We start from the raw sequence: 23,138 nt of genomic DNA, 5'->3' as shown, positions 1-23,138 counted from the left end.
TTATCATAGTGAGTAATATTCAAATTAATTGTTAATTTTAATGCTGAAAAACAATTAATTTGAATATTATGAAGAAAACTACTCAAAAGAATGTGTTGGCCGCATTATCTTTGGCCTTATTAGGAGTGACTGCTTCCGCGCAGAATTTCTACAACAATGGTGCTGTGAGCACCGGTACCACTACATCAAACGGTACTTCAACATCGCCGGCAGGCTACACCTGGAGTGAATTACAGAGTGTGGGCGGAGTTACCAATACCACTTTGGGATCCGGAGGTATTTTCAACACGGCTGGTACCAGTAACTTCCGGTTAGCGGATAATTTCACAATTACCTCGGCGTTAAATGTCACTTCTGTTGACTTTTTCTGTTACCAGACAAGTTATACGGGAACAACACCGCCAATTGACCAGTTAAGAGTTCAGATATGGAACGGCGACCCGTCTGTAGGAACTTCAAGTATTGTTGCGGGAGATTTGATTACAAACGTTTACAGCGCTGCAAACAGCGGAGATGCGTTAATGTATCGGATTGGGAATAACAATGCCGGTACAACCCGTAAAGTTTGGCGTGTAAGCGGTAACATCACGGCTAACCTTGCTCCGGGAACCTATTGGGTAGATTATCAGGTTCATGCTACCAATGATTCGTCTATTTTCTTTCCTGCTGTAACGATTCCGGGAACGGTGAATTTACCGGCATGGAATGCAAAACAGCACAGTGGAACAGCATGGGCAGCATTGGCAGACGGAGGTTCGGGCTTGTCGGTGGATATGCCATTTATCATTAACTACCAGGCATTCTTGGGAACAGAGAGTTTTATTTCAAATAATAAAGTTTCCCTTTACCCGAATCCGGCTTTGGAGTCTTTTAACTTAAGAGTAAATTACAATGCCACGCAGGCTGTGCCGGGACGTGTTGAAATTTATGATTTAAAAGGTGCAAAAGTAATGGATCAGAAACTGGTTGTTGCAGATGCAGACAATTATCCGGTTAATATTTCCGGATTAAATAAAGGAGTGTATCTGGTAAAAACGTTTGATGTTGACAATAATGAAATTGTTAAAACCAAATTGATCAAAGAATAAGGAATACCTATATAAAACAAAAAAGCAGTCCGGATGGACTGCTTTTTTTATGTTCAAACTATAAGGTTGTGATCTTTTTTAAATCGGCAATGGTAGCGATCGGGTCTGTAGCTTTAAATACAAAACTTCCTGCAACCAGTACATCGGCACCGGCTTCCACCAGCTGTCGCGCATTTTTATCGGTTACACCACCGTCAATTTCAATAATGGTCGCCGCATTGTTACGGGTGATGATCTCTTTTAACTGTTTTACCTTTTTATAGGTGTTCTCAATAAAAGACTGACCTCCAAATCCCGGATTTACGCTCATGATGCATACTAAATCGATGTCGTTAATCACATCTTCCAGTAAAGCGACATTGGTGTGCGGGTTTAGGGCTACACCGGCTTTCATACCTTCTGCTTTTATTGCCTGAAGGGTTCTGTGCAGGTGCGTGCACGCTTCGTAATGTACGGTAAGGATATCCGTACCCAGATCTTTAAAGGTTTTGATATAACGATCCGGATCTACGATCATCAAATGTACATCGATTGTTTTTTTAGCGTGTTTGTTGATTGCTTCAAGAACCGGCATTCCGAAAGAGATGTTCGGAACGAAAACGCCGTCCATAATATCAATATGAAACCAGTCGGCCTGACTGTTGTTAATCATTTCTATATCGCGTTGCAGATTAGCAAAATCAGCAGCCAGTACAGAAGGAGCTATAATACTATTTTTCATTATGTTGTGTTGTGTTTGTGCAAAGATAGTTATAATGTTAAAATTATCAGGAACAGAAGTGCATAAGAATTGTTAAATCCGGCAGCCGGCTTCTGTTGACAGGACTATGAAAGCTGCTATAAAAATAAAACTCCGGTAATCAGCCGGAGTTTCAATCATCAATCAAAAAACGAACAGTTATTGAAACTGTTGTTACTTTAAATATTTTTAGCTTAAATGTTCAAGTTATAAAGATATAATAAACATTTAATTTTCATATAAAATTTATCCTAAATAAGTTTTTAGAATCTTACTTCTGGAGGTGTGTTTTAATCTTCTGATCGCTTTTTCTTTAATCTGGCGTACACGCTCACGGGTTAAATCAAAAGTTTCTCCGATTTCTTCCAATGTCATCGGGTGCTGATCACCTAATCCGAAATACAATCTTACTACGTCAGCCTCACGAGGTGTTAAGGTTTCCAAAGCTCTTTCGATTTCTGTACGTAAAGATTCATGAATCAGTTCCCTGTCTGGATTTGGTGATTCACCGGAACGTAATACGTCATAAAGATTAGAGTCTTCACCTTCCACTAACGGAGCATCCATGGATAAATGACGACCGGAGTTTTTCATACTCTCCTTAACATCATTAACAGTCATGTCCAGTTCTTTTGCAATTTCCTCAGCAGAAGGAGCACGTTCATTAGATTGCTCTAATAAAGCATACATCTTGTTGATTTTATTGATAGAGCCAATTTTGTTTAATGGTAATCTAACAATACGAGATTGTTCTGCCAAAGCCTGTAAAATAGACTGACGAATCCACCAAACCGCATACGAAATGAATTTGAAACCACGTGTTTCGTCAAAACGTTGTGCAGCTTTAATTAACCCCAAGTTACCTTCATTAATCAAATCGGGTAAAGTTAAACCTTGATTCTGATACTGTTTAGCAACCGATACCACAAAACGCAGGTTGGCCTTTGTTAATTTCTCTAAGGCTCTCTGGTCTCCGGCTTTAATTCTTTGTGCTAATTCTACCTCTTCATCGGCGGTAATCAAGTCAACTTTTCCAATTTCTTGTAGGTACTTGTCTAAGGAAGCAGTTTCACGGTTAGTTACCTGCTTGGTAATTTTAAGTTGTCTCATTTAAGAATCTCCTCTTTTTAAGTATTCAGTAATTATACGTAACAGGTTATAAAAAAGTTACATTAATTTAAAAAATATTTTAAAAATCTATTTTGATCTCGTTTTTAAGACGCTCGATATAAAAATCTATTTTGTGTAAGGATTTGTTAAAGAATTGCTTACGATCCTTAGTGCCGGACTGTTTGAGTGATTTTGAATTCTGGATCTGGTGTGAAAAAAAGCGTTGCGTGCCGGAACAGGTTTCGGCATCGTCCGTAATAAAATAGCCCAGCATGGTATATGGGATAAAAAGCGCCTGCCGGTTACCATCAGTTAACAATACATTATTGTTTAAGATAAGCAGTTCGTTATAATAAAGGTTATATAAGGGGTTTTTAGCACATTTTTCTTCTGCTTTATTCAGTATGGCTTTTAAATCGTCATATAATACGATCGCATTCTGAAAGGTGACCAAACCGGCTTCAAAAAAATATAAGATTTGCTGCAGGCTGCTGTTTATGGTCGTGTCGTTCCATATTTCATGTACTTCAACCGATTCGTACACTTTTTTCAGGATCTGGGTATATTCGGACAACTGTCCGTCAATTGAAAATTTCTCAAAGGATTCCTGGTTTTTATTGCCGTTCAGAAGGTTCATCCACACATATAGTTTGAATTTAGACAGCAACGTACCATCGACAGTATAGAAAAGCGGGATGTCTTTTGCCGAATAAAACATTTTTGTTTCGGAAAGTGCCGTGAACAGTTGTAATTTTTCGGAAGAGTGTTTGAAATATTCAATCATGTCATCCATCGAATTGATTTCCTTCGTTTTCTCTACGATTACTTTCCGGTTTTGGAAAAATAAGGTATCCATAGAGATCTTATAATGCCGGCAAAGGGCTACAGTTTCTTCTATGGTGAATTTGCTTTTTTGGGAAATGCGGCGATGAGCGGCATCATAACTTATGTTTAAGACTGCGGAGAGCTCGTTAATCAGCGAAGTATTGTCCGGAAGCTGTTTCCGGATAGCTTTTAAAAGGATTTCCTGTTCTTTCATAATTTGCGATAATCACAAATTTAAAACTTTTAAATATTATTATACACAATTTTACATGTGAAAATTGCAATAGGTTTGGATGGTAATTCTAAACAGGAACATTATGAAACTAAAATTCGTTGCTTTTTTTATGCTGCTGCTTTCAAACGCTGTTTTGTCGCAGGAAACGGCAAAGGTTACAACTGATGAGCAGTTAGCTGCAGCTGTTGGTGACGGGCATAGCACGGTGTATGCTAAAGAACTGTCTGAAAAGGGTAGTCGGGCAGACAGTGTCCGGATATTCAGTTTGTCGCCAATTCACAGTAGGGTCAATAAGGTAAACGGATTGACTTTAGGTGTGGGACATTATAGAAACAGTAAAATAAAATTTCAGGAAGTGAACGGTTTAAATATCGAAGCCAGCCCGATAGCAGTCGGGTTATTTACTTTTGGACTGGGTATTGCATTTGAAAGTCTTATTGTTGGAGCAAGAAAGGAGCCTTATGACAGTTTTTCTTTAAGGAGGACCTTTTTAAAGCGGGATGACGCCATAATACATACCCGGATTAACGGATTGAATGTGAGTTCGGGGGGCTTTTTGACAGGAGCACAGGTTAACGGACTGAATATTTGTGTTGTTTCTGTGATGAATAAAATGAACGGTGTTTCTGTTACCGCGGCAATCTTGAGTACCGAAAATATGAATGGTATTTCGGTTTGCGGGATTGCCAACATGATCAATACCGGGAGCGGTTTGCAGCTGGCTGTTTCAAATGTATCCCGGGAGTATCGCGGCGTACAGATCGGTTTGTTTAATAATGCTAAAAACCTGAGAGGGGTTCAGCTGGGATTGTGGAATACGAACGGCAAAAGAAGGCTTCCTTTTGTGAACTGGCAATTTAAAAGTTAGATGATGAAAAGAATCCCTATTGTACTCATCATATTCAGGCTTCTTTTGGGGCCTGTTATGATCGCGCTGACCTATCGTTTTGGAGCAGCAATACGTTTTGAGCTGGTTGTCCTGATGGTTTTAGGGCTGCTGTCGGATATTTTTGACGGCATCGCAGCACGAAAAGCAGGCGTGTCGTCGCCGCAATTACGGCGGATGGACAGTCAGACGGATCTGGTTTTCTGGCTGTGTGTGGGCTGGTGCTCCTGGCTGTTAAATCCGGAAGTTATCCTGGCCTATAAAATTCCGATAACGGTTGTTTTTGTAATGGAAGCGATGACTTATGTGGTCAGTATTGCAAAGTTTGGAAAAGAAACCTGTACGCATGCCTTGCTGTCCAAACTATGGGGACTGACTTTGCTCGCGGTTTTTGTTGCGATAATCGGTTTCAGTTATGGCGGCTGGGCGATGAAAACAGCGGTGTTTTTTGGACTAATATCCCATCTGGATGTTTTTCTGATCATACTGTTATTGCCCAAATGGACGTATGATGTTCCCAGTTTTTACCATGCCTACCTAATCCGGAAAGGGATACCATTTAAAAGGAATACTCTTTTTCATGAATCGGAATAAGTGAAAAAAAAGGCTATTACCATGGTAATAGCCTTTTAAAGTTTGTTGTGCATTTCAGAATCAAATATTCAGGATAATGCAGCGGTTAAAAATTATTGCACTTCTATATAATCTCTCAGGGAAACCGGTTTGCCGTTTTCTGTAAAACCTTCCAGGATTACTTCAAAAGTTCCTTTAACATCGGAAGTGTAAAAAGAAACGTTGGCAGGTTCGTTGGCAACAGCCAGCTCCGGCAGCCATAATAACTGGTATCTGTAGTCCGGAATTCGTTCCAGGTTGTGGCTACCGTCATATTTAGGGCTGTGGTATTTTTTGTTTTTTACAGGTCTTGAAATCTCCGTTTTTTTGATAAAATCACCCGAAGCTTTGGTCTGGTAATCATAACTTTTGGTAATGATACTGATGATGCCGCTAAAAGACATCGAACCATAGATATACGGTTTGCTGATAATCGAGATTTTATAAATATTATTCGTGTTATAATTAAAAAGCTCGCTGTTGTCCTGAATCATTAACCCGTCCACCATAACCAGCGGAATGTCTAATGAACCGTCATTGGTTGTGTTGTTTCTGATGTGCAAAGAATATTTGCCGTTTTTCTCTCTGTAAAATAACTCTCTTGTGATTTCAATAATGGTTTCTTTAAAAGAGCTGAATCGTTCGTAATCGTCAAGGATATAGTCTTTTTGCAGCGGATTGTAAAAAGGCAGTTGCTTTGGTGCTGCTTCAAGACTGTCTCTTTTTCTGGTATAGTAAGCATTTTCGATCTGATTAGCTGTAGAACGGTTTTCTATTGCTTTTTTATAATTTGCGTTTAAACTGAAGTTTGGAGGAAAGTTTAACTGCGAAAGATCAAAGCCTTTCCAATTTTCCATTTCAATAGCATAATCCTCGCGGTTATCGGCCACCACCTGAATAATAACACCGGAAGTGTTCGGATGTTCATCAAGCGTAAAAATAAATTTACCGGATTTATCCGTATTCACGATTTTAAACCCAAAAGATTTTCCGGGAACAGACAGGGCAACGGATTTGTCGTAAACATCAGTTGTTTTACTTTTTGAAACTATTTTTCCGGTCAGTACTTCTCCCCGGTATTCCGGAATATAAAAAACATTGGAAGCTGTTGCCGCCGGATGGTTTTTATTTTGTGAAAGCAGCTCTTCAGTACTTTTTCTGGCAGCCATTTCTAAGGCATCAATTTTTCGTACAGACAGGGAATAGTTTCCTTTTATGTTTGCTGCCGGCTTTACCGTAATGTTCACCTGCTCTCTGCTGGCAAATGTTTTCTTACTGGTTTCAATGGCTAAAACATCGTTGGAAGTTTTTTCAGGATTGCGTTTTTCAACCGGAAAAATACTGTTTAGTTCCTGGTTTGAAAATTCTTTCGAAGGCTGGAACGGATTGATGATCGCAATGTCTGTCTGAGAGATTTCAGACGATGCTCCGTTCAGCATCCAGTTCGTGTAGGCAACCAGTTTGTAATTACCGGTTTTAAGTGTTGTCGGGATAAAGAAATCGCCCTGGGCAATCCCTTTTTTAAGGAGCACTTTCTGTTTTAGAACACTGGTACGACCGGCATCGATTAATTCAATATAAGCGATTTTGCTTATAGGACTTGCAGTATAATTATTCATATTCACACAGTACAAGCTGTAGTAAAAGGATTCCCCAGTTAAAAGCGTTGTTGTGTTAGCGTGAAGATATACGGTTTCTTTAGCGGTAGCAATCAGATTGCTGCTTTTTGAACTGCCTTGACTGGCTACATTTTGTGTAAAAAAGCAAGACGTTAATAGTGCTATATATAAGATATTTTTTTTCATTCCCAAAAAGGAGGTATTAAGTTAGACGAAAATGAGGTGCAATCAGCACATGGAGTGGGTACTAAATGATATTTAGGAGCTTCTTCATCATCATACACACACATTAGATTATTATAGAACCAGTTCATCATCGGTGCACCGTTACAACCGGGACCGGGGGTAAAACAAAAAATTTGTTTTATTCCGTCGCAATTAATTTTATAAGGTGGCAGATGTTCGCCCGGAAAAAGGTCGGTATAATTGAAGAAAATCCTTTTGCTGGAAACGGATGATACATCAAAAAAACCAATTACTTTTTCGTTAGGGTTGTTTACACATTTAATATTACCACTTAAAAAACCGGGTTGGTTAGGCGAAAATATACTTCCGGTTCCGGATATTTTTTTTAGATATTTATAATAATTGTAAGCATTCAGATTCTGGACATACTGGCGTACTAAAACGCTGTAGCGATGACTGATGATATAATTCTGGTCACTGATAAAACGAAACGCAAAGTCTACACGGGCTTCTTCACTATCATCAGTGCTGAATAGAATAATATCTGTTGACTTGTCTGTGCTATAACATGTTTGTGCTTCTTCAGTTCTTGGAACAAGTTCAAACGACTGAGGACCGGTAATAAGGATTTTGTATGATCGCCATCTGGGTGCTACAATTTTATAGGTTTCTTCATATTCGTATCGGTAATATTTCGCACTGTTTGTAGGATCGAAACATTGTGCTTTAATTTCAACACCTCTCTTTTGATCCCGTGTTTCTACACTTGCAGTTACACTTTCTATATTGTTAACGGGCGATAGCATTTCCTGATCGGAAACATATTTTTTACCATCGCTGGTAATTACCGTTAATTGATATTGTTTTCCGGGAACTGCCTGGAATGCATTTGCGGAAGCATAAGCTCCGTTTTCTTCAACAAAATTGTACAGGTTTCCATCGCTATCCGTCATAGTTACCTGAGCGCTTTGTTCAAATACAGGTCCGTTATCCTCAAAACGATAGGTGCGGGATACTTTGATAACCTGTTTTTGTAAAACATTGGTTATTGTAGCCTCTATAACTATAGCCTCTTCAAAGGTATCCGTTTTCATCTGATACGGATCTGTACAGCTTAATATGCCTAAGCACATCAGCAGAAGCGACATCAGTTTGAGTATTTCTTTTGTTTTCATAAAATTATAATTTTCTATAATCCGATGTAAGAAATGGTAAGTAACAGCTATATATCCTTAAAGCCTTATTAATACATTTCTATTCCCAAAACGGAGGTATTACATTCGAAGAAAACGAGGTGCAATCAGCACAAGGTGTCGGTACAAGAACATATACCGGAGCACTCATATATTCATATACAGCCATGGTGTTGGAGCCTAAATAGGACATAATGGAACCACCATGACAGGTCGGGACAGGACTAAAGCACAAATTTTGTTCCATCTCGTTACAGTTCACCTTAAACGGAGGCAGTTGTTCGCCAGGAAAAAGATCGGCATAATTGAAGAAAATTCGTTTGCTGGAAACGGATGCTACATCAAAAAAACCAATTACTTTTTCGTTAGGACTGTTAACGCATTTAATGTTACCGCTCAGAAATCCGGGCTGATTCGGAGAGAGTATATTTCCGGATCCCGATATTTTTTTCAGGTTTTTATAGAACGTGAAAGCATGTAAATTCTGAACATACTGACGTACTAAAATACTGTAACGATGACTGATGATGTAGTTTTTAGCACTAATAAAGCGTACTGCAAAATCGACGCGGTCTTCCTGAGTTTCATTTGTATTTACTAAAATAATATCGGTTGATTTATCGGTGCTGTAACACGTTTGTGCCTCTTCCGTTCTCGGAACGATTTCAATTTCCTGCGGACCGGTTATGACTGCTTTATAAGGTCTCCATTTAGGAGAGATAATCTTATAGGTTTCTTCATATTCGTAGCGGTAGTATTTGGAACTGTTCGTAGGATCGAAACTTTTTACCCGGATCTCAACACCTCTCACATTGTCCTGCGTTTGCACGCTGGCCGCAACACTTTCAATATTGTTTACAGCCGGTAAGATTTCCTGATTGGACACATATTTTCTGCCGTCGCTGGTGGTAACGGATAATTGGTACTGTTTGCCTGCAACAGCCTGAAAGGCAGTTGTGGACACATACGTTTCGTTTTCTTCAACGAAGTTGTACACGTTGCCGTCACTGTCAGTAACGGTAACGGTTGCGTCTTCTTCAAATACAGGTCCTGCATCTTCAAAACGATAGGTACGGGATAATTTCAGGGTTTGTTTTTCCAGTACATTCGTTATTGTCGCTTCAATAACAATGGCGTCTTCAAACGTATCGGTTTTCATTTGATACGGATCCGTACAGCTCATTATGCTCAGGCAAACAAGAAGAAATGAAACGAGTTTTGTTAAAATGGATGTTTTCATCGAATTCTTTTATGCTGTTAAAATTTGAAGTTATAGGTTACCGTTGGTACCGGAATAGAGAAAATAGAGGTTTTGTAAGCCTTGATCTCTCCTTCTTTGGTAACAAAATAAACAGAGTATGGGTTATTTCTTCCTAACACATTATAAACGGATATGTTCCAGAAACTATGTGCAAATTTTTTGATTTTATGATTTCCTTCAATATTCAGTCCGATATCCAAACGGTAATAATCCGGAATTCTGAATTTGTTTCGGTCACTATACAGGGTATATTCTGCATTTCCGTAATGGTAAGTTCCTACCGGATAGGTAATTGGTCTTCCGGTCTGGTAAATAAAGTTCATCGACAAACTGTAACGCTTGGTAAATTTATAATTTAAAACAGCGCTAAAGTCATGTGGCTTGTCAAAATTGGCAGCAAAATAATCCCCGTTATTCACTTTTTCCTCGTCAAACTGACTGTCTAACTTGATAAAAGTTCTGGAGTAGGTATAGCCAACCCAGCCGTTTAATTTTCCGGTAGTTTTCTTTAGTAATAATTCCACCCCGTAAGCTTTTCCTTTACCCTGTAACAGTTCGGTTTCGATATGTTCATTTAATACCAGTTCGGCACCTACTTTATAATCCAGGATATTGTTCATCTTTTTATAATAACCTTCCAAGCTCACTTCAAACAAGCCTTCGCTCAGTGTTTTGTAAAAACCTAATGAGAATTGTTGTGCATTTTGCGGTTTTACATTGATGTCTGATAATTTCCAGCTGTCCATTGGCGACTGTGTCGTGTTGCTGGATAGTAAATGCATGTACTGGTAGGTTTTGTCATAGCTCACTTTTGCTGAAAAATCTTCGGTAAATGAATATTTAGCTGAAATTCTCGGTTCAAAACCACCATAGGTTTTTACAACTTCATTGCTGCCAAAAGCCTGTACTTCCTTAACGGTAGCATCGCTTTTCGGTAAATTGTCTTCGTATATTCTTTGCGATGAAGCACCTAAAGCGGCAAAAATAGAATAACGTAAACCAATGTTGAATAACAACTTGTCTGTTACTTTAAAAGCATCACCAACAAATAAAGCCGATTCCAATCCTTTTTCACTGGCTATAGTAACCGGTAACAGTGGTGACTGCGGGTTTTTAACCGACAGGTATCCCGGGTCGATTCCGTATAATTTACTGGACAGTCCGTAGCTGAAAGTATGCTTTTTGTCACGGGCATATTCCATTTTTAACTGTAACTGCGTTTCGTTGATTTTATAACCATAATCAAACGATTTTAAGGTTGTGTCTTCATCAAAATCGATGTTGAACTTGTATTGGGTATTGGTTAAGATCAAATCCCCTTTGTGCTTTTCATTGAACTTGTGATTCCATTTCAGAGAAGCCAGTCGGTTGCTGTATTTGTATAGTGAATCCGACGTGATGCTGAAGGAATCATGACTGTAATAAGCCGTTGCTTCAATACTGTTGTTATCGTTGATCTGATGGCTGTATTTTAAAATTCCGTCATAAAAACCGGCTTTACTGTTTTTTAAAGATTCTTCATTCAGTGATTTTAAAATCCAGTCTGAGTAAGTAGCACGTACGCCGGCCAATAAACTCGATTTTCCTTTAACGATAGGGGTACTAACGGTCACATTGCTGGTCACCGGACCAATTCCTGCTTCACCGGTTACTTTGTTTACATCGCCTTTTTTAGTGCTGATGTCAAATACAGACGATAGTCTTCCTCCGAATTCTGCCGGGATACTACCTTTATAAATATCTGCTTTATCAATGGTGTACGGGTTGATTGCCGAGAAAAAACCAAAGAAGTGAGACGGATTATACAGGGTAGCATTGTCTAAAAGGAATAAATTCTGATCTTCTTTTCCTCCTCTGACATTTACTCCGGACGATCCTTCACCGGCTGTTTTGATTCCTGGTATTGTTGTCGCGATCTTAAGGATGTCTCTTTCTCCCAAAACAGTAGGGACATTCTTTAAATCTCTAAGATTGATCGTGGTCACACCGGCAATGTTGCCTTTTGCTCCTTCACGTCTTTTTCCGCGCACATTTACTTCCTCCAGCTGGGTTACATTCTCGGTTACACTCATATTTAGTGTACCGTTGTTGTACATCATTACTTTTCGGGAAACTTTTTTGTGTGTAAAAGATTCGATTTCAACAATGTTCAAGCCGGAAGGTACCTGCATGCTATAGTAACCCTTTTCATCGGTAATTGCGGTAGCCTCATTGTTTTGAGTCTTAACAACAACATTCGATATCGGTTCTCCGTTTTTGGTGTTCTTGATATAACCGGAAAGTTCAAATGTTTTCTTTCCTGTTTTTTTGCCTTCTTTTCCAATTAAAGATACAGAATTGCTTCGCGTGTCAGGATTTCCCTGCGCATCGTCATATTGCTGATAAAAAACAGGATCACCCTGGATCACCACTTCATTTGGATTTGATTTTGTGGTATTTCCAAAATAATTGTCCACCAGCTTGTCATAGATGATGCTGTTGTTGGTCAGGATGATGTTTTTATTGTCTATAAAAAAGTTTAGATCCGTATTGGCAAAAATATCGCTTAAGATTTCGTCTACAGCGGTGTCTGTATAGCTTTTAGTAATGGGTGTTTTGTATGCGTCCAGCCAACTGCTGTCAAAATAGAACTTATAATTAGTGGTAGTTTCAATCTTTTTTAAAGCAGACTGAATATCAGTATTGTTGAATTCTATTGATAATTTTTGTTTTTCCTGGGCAAACAATAACTGGCTAAAAGTTATAATAAATAGGGTAAGTAGAAATTTCCTCATTATTAATGGGTTTTATTTTCGAGTAAATTGTTTATTTTTTGCATTAACTCTTCAAAGAATTGTGTTTTGTCTTCTTTTTCGATGGATTTGTTCATGCTGTAGATGTCATTGATTTTTTTCTTGAGATCAGGAAATAATGCGATAACATCACTTTTTGAAGCTACTTTGTGGAAATTATTGTCTCTGTAAACATAATATTCATCATTGTTTTCAAATTCATTGTAAATCCTTGTTCCGGTTACAGTTTCACGGCGGTCTTTATGACGTTTGATATAAAACGTAAAGTTTTTACCGCTGATGTTTTCTTCATAATAGCCTTTGATAAAAGTGAACAGGGGAGAAACAACCTTGTTGAGATTGACAAAGCGTTTGCCGTTAATGAGAAAGGCATTGACATTTTGCGGAATCAGTTCAATTCCCACATTGTTGGTTTCACCTACGGGTTTGAAGATTAAAATATCATTGTAGAGATCGTATTTAACATCGATGTCATAATAATACTGGTCATTGTAAATGACGGTTCCTTTTTCGAATTTATCGGAGCGAAAATACCTGTATTTACCGTTTTGAACGGGATAAGGATTGGAGTGGATCAGGCCGTTGCTAATGCTGAGGCCCTGAATTCCTGCAATGCTGTCATACGCTTTTGCCAATTGTATTTCGCCGGATTGGGCTTGTAATTGTAAAAAGCTAAGAAATAAAGAATATGGCAGTATAATGCATAATGGTTTAAGTGGGTTTTTGAATATCATTTATAAAAATAGTGGATTGATTGATAAATTGATAATGAACAAAGGCGTCAAAAGTATAAATAATATCCTATAGAAAATGCTTTTTGAAAAAATTAACATTTAGGAACAGTGTTAAATTTTAAGAGGCAAATTGAGAGGCGGTATTATTAAAGAAATCCTTAATGATGCTATCCGCATGTTTGAAGTAATAAACTTTTAACTAACGGCTGTTATTCGTCATAGATTTCCGGTATTCCTGTTCAGCCGGCTGTTCTGTTCATGGTGGAGTGGTCCCGGTCTTGGTTAGTTCTCTTTCTGTAAATTGGTCATAAGTTCCGGTAGGTTTTGGTGGGTTTTTAGGTTTTTGGGTTTAGTTAGTTTAACTGTGAAACGTACAGTTGGTAAAAACTTTTGCTCTATGTTTTTAGAGTTGTTTCTACAAATGTAGAATTTAAATTTAAAAATGAAAGAAAAAAACTAAAAAAGTGAATTTGTTTTATAAATGGAAATAAAAACAGGGGCACTCAGGGGAAATGGTTCCGGTATAAAAAGATGTGCAGGTTAAAATTTAAAAGCCCCGTCTCAGTTAAGAAACGGGGCCTTTTATGAATTAATTTCTATAAAAATTAACCTTGTTGAGTAGTGTCTTTTTTATCCTCCTTTTTGTCTTCTCTTGGAGGTCTTGGCAATAAAGCTTTTTTAGAAACTTTAGCTTTTTTGGTTTTTGGATCAATACCCATATATTTCACGTCAAAAACATCACCAACTTTAATAACGTCAGCTACGTTTTCAATACGTTTCCAGTCAATTTCCGAAACGTGAAGTAATGTTTCTTTACCAGGAACAAATTCTACAACAGCTCCGAATTCTAAAACTTTAACAACCTTAACGTTGTATGTTTCACCTTCAACAGGAGAGAATATCGTATTCTGGATAGCGCTGATTGCTCTGTCCATACCGGCAGCATTTGTACCTAAAATTTCAATAATACCTAAATCACCTTCTTCGTTAATAACGATAGTTGTTTCGGTTTCTGCCTGTAGCGCCTGAATGTTTTTACCTCCAGGTCCGATAACAGCTCCGATGAAATCTTTAGGGATTTCAACTTTGATGATTTTTGGTGCTTTTGGTTTAACAGTTGCATTTGGTGCTGCTAATGTTTCCGTTAGTTTTCCTAAAATATGAAGACGTCCATCACGAGCCTGCTCTAATGCTTTCTCCATAATATCGTATGCTAAACCTTCAATTTTAATATCCATCTGACAAGCAGTGATACCGTCAGCTGTACCGGTAACTTTAAAGTCCATATCTCCTAAGTGATCTTCATCACCTAAGATGTCAGACAATACCGCCCAACGTCCTGTTTTGTCATCGGAAATTAATCCCATGGCAATACCGGAAACCGGTTTTGAGATTTGTACTCCAGCATCCATTAACGATAATGTTCCGGCACAAACCGTTGCCATCGAAGAAGAACCGTTAGATTCCAATACTTCTGATACCACACGGATAGTGTAAGGACAATCTGCAGGAATCATGTTCTTTAAAGCACGTTGTGCTAAGTTACCATGTCCTACCTCTCTTCTGGAAGTTCCTCTTAATGGTTTTGCTTCACCTGTAGAGAATGGAGGGAAATTATAATGTAAATAGAATCTTTCTTCTCCCTGCTCTGATGGTAAATCAATGATATTAGCTTCTCTTGATGTTCCAAGAGTTACAGTTGCTAATGCCTGAGTTTCACCTCTGGTAAATATTGCCGATCCGTGAGTCGATGGTAAATAATCTACTTCGCACCAGATTGGACGAATTTCTGTAGTTTTTCTACCGTCTAAACGTAGTCCTAAATCTAAGATTACATTACGAACCGCTTCTTTTTGTGTTTTTGAAAAGTATTTCGATACTAGATCGCCATTTTCAGCTAATTCTTCTTCTGTAAATAAAGCTTTTACTTCTTCTTTAACGTTGGCAAATTTCTCGCCTCTTTCTTGTTTGGAAGTACCTTCTTGTGCAATAGCATAGCATTGTGCATAAGCCGCTTCTTTTACTTTGGCATAAATAGCCTCGTCATTTTTCTCCTCTTCATAAGTACGTACTTCAGTTAAACCTAAAGCTTGACGTAATTTCTCCTGTGCTTCAACCTGTAATTTGATCGCGTCGTGAGCAAATTTAATTGCTTCAACCATTTCCTTTTCGGAAATTTCTTTCATTTCACCTTCAACCATCGCAACAGAATCCTTAGAAGCACCAATCATCATGTCGATGTCAGATTGCTCTAATTGTTCTTTACTTGGGTTGATGATTAATTTTCCGTCTACACGTCCCACACGAACTTCAGAAATATAAGTTGTGAACGGGATGTCAGAAACTGCCAATGCTGCTGATGCTGCTAATCCGGCTAATGCATCCGGCATCACATTTTCATCATGCGACATTAACTGAATCATTACCTGTGTTTCGGCATGATAATCATCCGGGAAAAGCGGACGTAATACACGGTCTACTAAACGCATCGTTAATACTTCGCGGTCACTTGGACGTGCTTCACGTTTAAAAAATCCGCCAGGGAAGCGACCAGCTGCAGCAAATTTTTCGCGATAATCTACAGTTAGCGGTAGAAAATCAATGCCTGGACTGGCAGTACGGGCAGATACAGCAGTAGCTAAAAGCATTGCATCGCCCATACGAACCACGACAGAACCGTCTGCTTGTTTGGCTAGTTTTCCTGTTTCGATAGAAATGGTTCTACCATCTCCTAAATCGATAATTTCTTGGGTAACCTTAGGAACCATAAAATTAATTTTAATTCTTAATTAGACAAATGGGTTTTAGTTGTGTTGTTGTCGTTGTTGTTGTGTAGTTGTCTAATACCCAATGAAAAACCAAACTTTTTCTGTCAAAATATACAAAACAAAAAGAGGCGCGCGGGCACCTCTTTTCTTGTGATTATTTTCTGATGTTTAATTCTTTGATAATCTCACGATATCTGTTGATATCTTTTTTCTTTAAGTAGTCAAGAAGGCTTCTTCTTTTACCTACTAAAAGAACTAGTGAACGCTCTGTGTTAAAATCGTGACGATTTTTTTTCAAGTGCTCAGTCAAGTGGCTAATTCTGAATGTGAATAAAGCAATTTGCCCTTCAGCCGAACCTGTGTTAACAGCGTTTCCACCATGTTTTGCGAAAATTTCCGCTTTAACTTCTTTAGTTAAATACATGCTAATATTGTTTAAATGATTATTATGTAGTGAATTAGGATTTTCCTATTCGTGTGCAAAGGTAGATTTATTTTTTTAATTGACAAATAAAATGACCAAACATCGTTAAAAAAGTTTTGCAACTTCTTGATTTACAAACTCCAGAAAGCGTTCGTCGGCCGCTGTAAACGGATCAAGTACGTTGGAATCAATGTCAATCTGCCCGATATTCGCGCCATTTACAAATAAAGGAACCACAATTTCCGATTTTACTGTAAAACTGCAGGCAATGTAATTGTCCTGTGCCTGTACATCGGGAACCACAAAATTCTGGTTTGAAACGGCAACCTGACCGCAGATGCCTTTTCCGAAAGGAATTACCGTATGGTCTGTAGGCGCACCTACATAAGGTCCCAGAATCAATTCTTCTTTTTCACCGTTGCGGAAGTAAAAACCAACCCAGTCATAATAATCGACATTGTCTTTGAGTAACTGACAGATGTTTGTTAACTTTTCCGCTCTGTTAAGTTCCGTTTGCGAAACGATAGCGGTTATTTTTGGTTCTAATTCTTGAAATTTCATAACATTCTTTTTGCAAAAGTATTTATTTGAGGTCTTTTAATTTTTATATTTTTGTTAAAAATAAACGGTTTGAAAAATCTATTGCTACAATACAAACCCTTTTTTATCTTTTTGATAAAATTCCTACTCCTATATATAGGACTCACGGTTGGCTACAAGTGCTATCTGAGTCAGTATGATGCTCAAAACAGAGAAACAGACGGCATTACAAAAGCGGTTGCTTCCCAGGTGGAAAAGACCTTGCTGTTCCTTAACCAGGAGGCTTCTGCAAAACCCAATCCAACGGAAGCTTCGGTCAATATTTTACTGCACAACAAATCGGTAGTGCGGGTAGTGGAAGGTTGTAATGCCGTTAGCATTATGATTTTGTTTGCCGCCTTTATCTTCGCCTTTTCGTCCCGATGGCTCAAAACAGGACTTTATATTGTAATTGGAATACTCCTGATCCACATCCTGAATGTTATTAGAATTGCACTCATTACGATTGCTTTAAACAGCTATCCGGAGCAGGAACATTTATTGCATGGCGTGATTTTTCCGCTTTTTATTTACGGAGTAGTTTTTGTGTTATGGGTATTGTGGGTTCAAAAATTTTCAGGTTATGCTAAAAAAACTATCGGAAAATAAAGGAAGATGGCTGGTTGTTGCCGTTTTGATTTTTTTACTGGTTTGTATCCGGGCTTTTGAAGCCGCACTTTTTTATGATCCGTTCCTGGATTTTTTTAAAGGAGAATTCCAGGCAGCCGTTTTGCCGGAATACCATACCGGAGCCTTATTCGGAGGGCTGTTTTTACGGTACTTTTTAAATACGGTACTTTCCCTGCTCATTATTTATTTTATCTTTAAAGACGTGTCATTGGTAAAACTGGCCGCTCTTTTATACGTTTTCTTTTTGGTAGTACTTCTCACGGCATTTTTTGCGGTACTGCTCAGTTCGGATAAACCGGATTATATGCTCCTTTTTTATATCCGGAGGTTTTTGATTCAGCCGTTATTCCTGGTTTTGTTTATTCCGGCGTTTTATTATCAGCAGAAAAATTCATAATATTTTTTGTACCTTTAAGGAAGTAACCAAACTTTTTTAAAAGGATGAAAGTTGTAAAGCAGTCCGGGGATATTGTAAAATTTGACAGTGAGAAGCTTCGGAAATCACTTCATCTGTCGGGTGCCGGTACAGAGAAGATAAATGAAATCCTGAACATTATCGAACAGGAGATCTACGATGGTATGCCCACCAAAAAGATATACAGACTGGCTTTTCAGTTACTCAAAAAATCATCCAAAGTACATGCGGCGCGCTACAATCTGAAAGCGGCGGTTCAGGCTTTGGGTCCGGCCGGTTTTTTCTTTGAAAAATATGTGGCGTTACTTTTCGAAACAGAAGGATATACAGCCAAAACCAATTTGATACTTAACGGGAAATGTGTGACACACGAAATCGATGTGCTGGTAAAAAAAGACCTGAAAGTAGGTATGGTGGAATGTAAATTTCACAGCCGCAACGATGTAAAATCCGATGTTAAAATACCCATGTACATCCTTTCCCGGTTTAATGACCTGAAAAATAAAACCCATTCCGTATTCAGTCAGAGTGACACGATCAGCAAATGCTGGGTGATTACAAATAACCGGTTCACTTCGGAAGCTTTGCAGTTTGGCCGCTGTTCCGATCTGAAAATGATCAGCTGGGACTATCCGGATAAGGAAAGTCTGAAATATAAAATCGAGCAGAGCGGATTGTTTCCGATAACCTGCCTGACGACACTCACGCAGGCCGAAAAAGAAAAACTACTGATCAGTAATGTATTGCTGGCATCCGAACTTATCGAGAACAGCCAGCTGCTTTCGGATATTAATGTCCATTCGAACAGAATCAGAAATATTATAAGGGAAGCTTCCGAGCTGTGTGAATACATCGGAAATAAATGTGTAATTTTTAATGATTAGACTATGAAAATTCAGTTTTTAGGAGGTGCAGGAACCGTTACGGGATCAAAAACTTTGATTGAGAGCAACGGAATCCGGATATTGGTGGACTGTGGTCTTTTTCAGGGCGAAAGAGCGTTGCGGGATTTAAACTGGAACCCGATATCGGTGTTGCCATCCACAATAGATTATGTACTGCTCACACACGGACACCTCGATCACTGCGGCTGGTTGCCGCGGCTGGTACACCAGGGATTTGAAGGGCAGATATTTTGTACCAATCCGACCAAAGATGTCAGCCGGCTGATCCTTTTAGACAGTGCGAAGATTCAGGAAGAAGAAGCCGAAAAGGCAAACGAAGAACATTATTCGAAACACAATCCGGCAGAACCGCTTTACACGGTTGAACAGGCCGAAAAAGTGTTTCCGCTGTTTCGTACCGTTTACATAGATGAACCGTTTACATTAGAAGAGGATATTTTTGTCGAGTACAGCTATGCCGGTCATATCATCGGAGCCTGTTCGATAGCCATAACGATAGAAGGGAAGAAGCTGGTTTTTTCCGGAGATATAGGGCGGGATAACGATGTGCTGATGTTTCCTCCGGTAAAACCGAAACAGGCCGATTATGTTTTCCTGGAAAGTACTTACGGTAATAAACTGCATCCGGATAACGATCCTAAAGCAGAACTGGAAGCCTGTATTAATGATACATTTAACAAGAACGGCAATGTGGTGATTCCCAGTTTTGCAGTAGAAAGGGCGCAAACCATCATGTTCCTGATCTGGCAGCTGAAAAAAGAAGGAAAAATTCCGGATATGCCTTATATTATTGATACGCCTATGGGGCTTAAAGTCCTGGATATTTTTACCGAAAATACGGCATGGCATAAAATGAAGCTGGAAGAAAGTGCAGAAATGTGCAGTATGTTTACGATGATAACCGAGTATGAAGATACCATTGAAGCCATTTATGACAACCGGCCGAAAGTGGTTATTGCCGCCAGCGGCATGATAACCGGAGGCAGGGTGTTGAGCTACCTGGAACGCTATATTGAACTTCCGGAAACAACCGTTATTATTGTGGGCTATCAGGCAGAAGGTACCCGCGGACGGAAATTGCTTGAAGGCGAAAAAGAAATTAAGATACACGGGAAATATTACCCGGTTGCGGCCCGGATAATAGAAATTGAAGGATTGTCGGCCCACGGCGATCAGGAAGACCTGATCAACTGGGTATCGGAATTGAAAGACAAACCCCGGAAAGTATTCTTAATGCATGGCGAAGCAGACGGATTTACCGTGCTGAAAGAAAAAATAGAAGCAAAATTACATCTGGAATGTGTCATCCCCGAATTGGAGCAAATAATTGAATTGTAAAAACCTTAAGACTATTTTGGTTTGCAGGATTAAAAAAAGTACTATTTTTGCGTTGATGAAAATAAACAGGCACATAAGTTTACTGTTAGCGATGCTGATATTGGTTTCCAATGTCGGACTGGCTTTTAATGTGCATTACTGTGGAGGAGAAATTGCTTCCGTTTCATTGGCTTACAAATCGGAAGTACCCTGCGTAAAAATTGCAGAGGAGGAAAACTCCTGTTGTGCTGCTACCGGGAAAAAAGACGACTGCTGCTCAAACAGCAAAGTCGATTTAAAGAAAAATACTACCGATAACATTATTGTTAAGAGCTTCCAGCTGGATTTGGGAGCCTTCACATTTGCAGACAGCTGGAAACCGGAAATTACGGAAGCTGTGGAAACGGCTGTGGTAAACAGTGACGCTCCGTCTTTTTACTGTGACAGCAATGCGCCGCCGCTCTTTAAGCTCTATTGCCAGTACATATTCTACGCCTAATTTTTAATGCTTTGAAATTTTTGCCTTTGGCAAACCGATTATTCAAACATTAAAAATTAAAATCATGCATAAATACTTTATGGTTTTTCTTTTGCTGTGTGTAAACATCATGACAGCACAAGAGAATGTAACGGGTACTGTAACAGATGAACAGAATCTGCCCGTAATTGGAGCTTCCGTATCATGGAAGAATACTACTATTGGTGTAACCACCAACGAAAATGGCTTTTTCACCCTGCCTTTTTCAAAAGAAAACAACCAGCTGCTCATCAGTTATATCGGTTATGAAGCCGTAACGCTGGAAATCAATGCGCCTCAAACAATCAAACAGAAAATAAAACCTTCCAAAACATTGGGAGAGGTTGTGGTTACCACCAAACGAAACAGTCTGCAAAAATCCTATGTAAAAACAGCCAATGTGGTTACGATGAGCAGCAAAGAATTGCTCAAAGCAGCCTGTTGTAACCTTTCGGAAAGTTTTGAAACCAATCCTTCGATCGATGTGAATTTCTCCGATGCGATTTCCGGAAGCAAACAAATCAAAATGCTGGGATTAACCAGTCCGTATATTTTAATTGCGGAAGAAAACATCCCTTCGGTTCGCGGTGCTTCACAGGCATACGGACTGTCTTTTACCCCGGGAACCTGGGTGGAAAGCATTCAGGTAACGAAAGGCGCCGGAAGCGTTATTAACGGATATGAAAGTATCTCCGGACAGATCAATACCGAGTTGATAAAACCGGCAAACGACATTCCGTTCTTTTTAAATGCTTACGGTTCTACAGACAGCCGGTTTGAGCTGAATACCCATTTTAATAAAAGAATATCCGATAAATGGAGCAGCAGTCTTTTCCTTCACGGAAATGCGAGAGTGGCCAAAAACGACATGAATCACGATGGTTTCTTGGACAATCCGTTGGGAAAACAAATTAACGTGCTGAATCGCTGGCAATATAACAATGCCGAAAAAGGCTGGGTGAGTTTTATCAATTTCCGGTATATGAGAGATGAGAAACAAACCGGGCAGGTGGATTTTGATCCGGACCGGGACAAGTTCACTAAAAATTACTGGGGTTCCGAAATTAACACCGATAAAGTGGATGTTTCTTCAAAAATCGGTTATGTGTTTCCCGATATGCCTTACCAGAGCATCGGATTCCAAAACTCCTTTAATTATCACAAACAGGAATCTTATTTTGGGTTAAACCAATACAACATCCAGCAGAATAGTTTTTATTCGAACCTGATTTTCAATTCGATCATCAGCAATACGCTGAATAAATTTTCAACGGGACTGAACTTTACGTCCGATGATTATAACGAATATGTAAATGTCGGTTCCGCAATGGACGTGAGCAGAAGAGACAACTCCGTTGGAGCCTTTTTTGAATATACCTATGACAATACCGATAACTTTAGTCTGGTTGCCGGAGCCCGTTTTGATGTACATAATCGTTTGGGATCTTTCTTTACACCGCGATTGCACATGCGATACAATCCATGGGAAAAAGCGGTTATCAGGGCTTCTGCCGGACGAGGAAAACGCAGCGCAAATATCTTTGCAGAAAACCAGCAGCTTTTTGCGACATCAAGAGCTTTCCAGATCCTGAATACCGGAGGAAAAATTTATGGTTTGGATCCGGAAATTGCGTGGAATTACGGTTTGAGCTTTATGCAGGGATTCACCCTGTTTGGAAAAACAGCCGAAGTGAGTCTGGACTTTTACCGGACCGATTTCCAAAATCAGGCAGTTGTCGATTTGTATGCCAGTCCGCAGCAGGTATTGTTCTATAACCTGGACGGAAAATCATACGCAAACAGCTTACAGTTGGAATTTAATTATGAATTCATCAAACACCTGAATCTGCGTACGGCCTATAAATACTACGACATCCAGACAGATTACCTTAGCGGGCCGAAAGAACGTCCGTTGCAGGCTAAGCACCGTGTGTTTGCCAATCTTGCCTATGAAACCCATATAAAAGAGAAAGGGCAGCAATGGAAATTCGATTTTACCTATAACTGGATGGGAGCACAACGACTACCCAATACAGCCGACAATGCCTTGTTGAGAGACCGTTTACCGGATTATTCACCTTCTTTTTCGGTAATGAATGCGCAGATTACGAGAACATTTTCCAGTACCTTTGAAGCCTACGTTGGTGGTGAAAACATCGGAAACTACAAACAGAGTAAAGCAATATTAGGTGCCGAAAACCCTTTTGGCCCGTCATTTGACAGTTCCATTATATATGCTCCGGTATTCGGACAGATGTATTATGCCGGAATACGATTTAAAATTAAATAAGAACATTAAAAAA

The 23,138-nt window shown here is 39.1% G+C and carries 20 protein-coding genes; 9 read left to right on the top strand and 11 right to left on the bottom strand.

Features of this window, described 5'->3' with window-relative positions; translation table 11 throughout:
• The first annotated feature begins 68 nt into the window (after positions 1–68).
• Positions 69–1,088: a T9SS type A sorting domain-containing protein gene (locus tag HW120_RS00865; RefSeq protein ID WP_177730007.1), complete on the top strand. Its 1,020-nt coding sequence runs from the start codon at positions 69–71 to the stop codon at positions 1,086–1,088.
• Between the two features lie 58 nt (positions 1,089–1,146).
• On the opposite strand, the gene rpe is transcribed toward HW120_RS00865, so the two are convergent.
• From rpe to HW120_RS00850, 3 genes are all read right to left on the bottom strand, one after another.
• Positions 1,147–1,809: a ribulose-phosphate 3-epimerase gene (rpe, locus tag HW120_RS00860; RefSeq protein ID WP_177730006.1), complete on the bottom strand. Its 663-nt coding sequence runs from the start codon at positions 1,807–1,809 to the stop codon at positions 1,147–1,149.
• Between the two features lie 264 nt (positions 1,810–2,073).
• Positions 2,074–2,937: a sigma-70 family RNA polymerase sigma factor gene (locus tag HW120_RS00855; protein WP_020212501.1), complete on the bottom strand. Its 864-nt coding sequence runs from the start codon at positions 2,935–2,937 to the stop codon at positions 2,074–2,076.
• Between the two features lie 79 nt (positions 2,938–3,016).
• Positions 3,017–3,976 (bottom strand): hypothetical protein, encoded by a 960-nt coding sequence (locus HW120_RS00850; protein ID WP_177730005.1) that lies wholly within the window; start codon positions 3,974–3,976, stop codon positions 3,017–3,019.
• 103 nt (positions 3,977–4,079) lie between these two features.
• Here HW120_RS00850 and HW120_RS00845 point away from each other — a divergent pair, with 103 nt between their 5' ends.
• Both HW120_RS00845 and HW120_RS00840 read left to right on the top strand, forming a co-directional pair.
• A complete protein-coding gene (locus tag HW120_RS00845; RefSeq protein WP_177730004.1) occupies positions 4,080–4,865 on the top strand; it encodes an LA_2272 family surface repeat-containing protein in 786 nt (261 codons plus the stop codon).
• A 3-nt stretch (positions 4,866–4,868) separates the two neighbouring features.
• On the top strand, positions 4,869–5,477 hold the full coding sequence (locus tag HW120_RS00840) for a CDP-alcohol phosphatidyltransferase family protein (RefSeq protein WP_177736101.1): 609 nt from the start codon (positions 4,869–4,871) through the stop codon (positions 5,475–5,477).
• Positions 5,478–5,569: 92 nt separating this feature from the next.
• Here HW120_RS00840 and HW120_RS00835 read toward each other — a convergent pair whose 3' ends face one another.
• From HW120_RS00835 to HW120_RS00800, 8 genes are all read right to left on the bottom strand, one after another.
• Positions 5,570–7,300: a hypothetical protein gene (locus tag HW120_RS00835; protein ID WP_177730003.1), complete on the bottom strand. Its 1,731-nt coding sequence runs from the start codon at positions 7,298–7,300 to the stop codon at positions 5,570–5,572.
• On the bottom strand, positions 7,297–8,475 hold the full coding sequence (locus tag HW120_RS00830; RefSeq protein ID WP_177730002.1) for a DUF4249 domain-containing protein: 1,179 nt from the start codon (positions 8,473–8,475) through the stop codon (positions 7,297–7,299). Before HW120_RS00830 ends, HW120_RS00835 begins: the two co-directional genes overlap by 4 nt.
• Positions 8,476–8,554: 79 nt before the next feature.
• Positions 8,555–9,733, bottom strand: coding sequence for a DUF4249 domain-containing protein (locus HW120_RS00825; protein ID WP_177730001.1), 1,179 nt, complete (start codon positions 9,731–9,733; stop codon positions 8,555–8,557).
• A gap of 17 nt (positions 9,734–9,750) precedes the next feature.
• Positions 9,751–12,528 carry a TonB-dependent receptor gene (locus HW120_RS00820; RefSeq protein WP_177730000.1) on the bottom strand — a complete coding sequence of 926 codons (2,778 nt, stop codon included), beginning with the start codon at positions 12,526–12,528 and terminating at the stop codon, positions 9,751–9,753.
• A gap of 2 nt (positions 12,529–12,530) precedes the next feature.
• Positions 12,531–13,280, bottom strand: a complete 750-nt coding sequence (locus tag HW120_RS00815) for a hypothetical protein (protein ID WP_177729999.1) — start codon at positions 13,278–13,280, stop codon at positions 12,531–12,533.
• Positions 13,281–13,885: 605 nt separating this feature from the next.
• Positions 13,886–16,048 (bottom strand): polyribonucleotide nucleotidyltransferase, encoded by a 2,163-nt coding sequence (locus tag HW120_RS00810; RefSeq protein WP_177729998.1) that lies wholly within the window; start codon positions 16,046–16,048, stop codon positions 13,886–13,888.
• Positions 16,049–16,202: 154 nt separating this feature from the next.
• Positions 16,203–16,472, bottom strand: coding sequence for a 30S ribosomal protein S15 (gene rpsO, locus HW120_RS00805; protein WP_177729997.1), 270 nt, complete (start codon positions 16,470–16,472; stop codon positions 16,203–16,205).
• Between the two features lie 105 nt (positions 16,473–16,577).
• Positions 16,578–17,033, bottom strand: coding sequence for a GAF domain-containing protein (locus tag HW120_RS00800; RefSeq protein WP_177729996.1), 456 nt, complete (start codon positions 17,031–17,033; stop codon positions 16,578–16,580).
• A gap of 69 nt (positions 17,034–17,102) precedes the next feature.
• Here HW120_RS00800 and xrtF point away from each other — a divergent pair, with 69 nt between their 5' ends.
• The 6 genes from xrtF to HW120_RS00770 all read left to right on the top strand — a co-directional run bounded on the left by xrtF (position 17,103) and on the right by HW120_RS00770 (position 23,125).
• Entirely contained in the window at positions 17,103–17,660 is a 558-nt protein-coding gene (gene xrtF / locus HW120_RS00795) for an exosortase family protein XrtF (protein ID WP_246297016.1), read from the top strand.
• Positions 17,635–18,078 (top strand): exosortase F system-associated membrane protein, encoded by a 444-nt coding sequence (locus tag HW120_RS00790; RefSeq protein WP_177729994.1) that lies wholly within the window; start codon positions 17,635–17,637, stop codon positions 18,076–18,078. The genes xrtF and HW120_RS00790 overlap by 26 nt, the downstream gene beginning before the upstream one ends.
• Before the next feature lie 44 nt (positions 18,079–18,122).
• Positions 18,123–18,980 carry an ATP cone domain-containing protein gene (locus HW120_RS00785; RefSeq protein WP_177729993.1) on the top strand — a complete coding sequence of 286 codons (858 nt, stop codon included), beginning with the start codon at positions 18,123–18,125 and terminating at the stop codon, positions 18,978–18,980.
• Between the two features lie 3 nt (positions 18,981–18,983).
• Positions 18,984–20,339 (top strand): MBL fold metallo-hydrolase, encoded by a 1,356-nt coding sequence (locus tag HW120_RS00780; protein ID WP_177729992.1) that lies wholly within the window; start codon positions 18,984–18,986, stop codon positions 20,337–20,339.
• A 55-nt stretch (positions 20,340–20,394) separates the two neighbouring features.
• Positions 20,395–20,817 (top strand): HYC_CC_PP family protein, encoded by a 423-nt coding sequence (locus HW120_RS00775; RefSeq protein WP_273245129.1) that lies wholly within the window; start codon positions 20,395–20,397, stop codon positions 20,815–20,817.
• 64 nt (positions 20,818–20,881) lie between these two features.
• Positions 20,882–23,125: a TonB-dependent receptor plug domain-containing protein gene (locus tag HW120_RS00770; RefSeq protein WP_177729990.1), complete on the top strand. Its 2,244-nt coding sequence runs from the start codon at positions 20,882–20,884 to the stop codon at positions 23,123–23,125.
• Positions 23,126–23,138: the final 13 nt, after the last annotated feature.

This window comes from Flavobacterium inviolabile (assembly GCF_013389455.1).
GTDB lineage: Bacteria > Bacteroidota > Bacteroidia > Flavobacteriales > Flavobacteriaceae > Flavobacterium > Flavobacterium inviolabile.
Note: the sequence above shows the minus strand (reverse complement) of the source record. Positions and strands in the feature narration are given on the sequence as shown.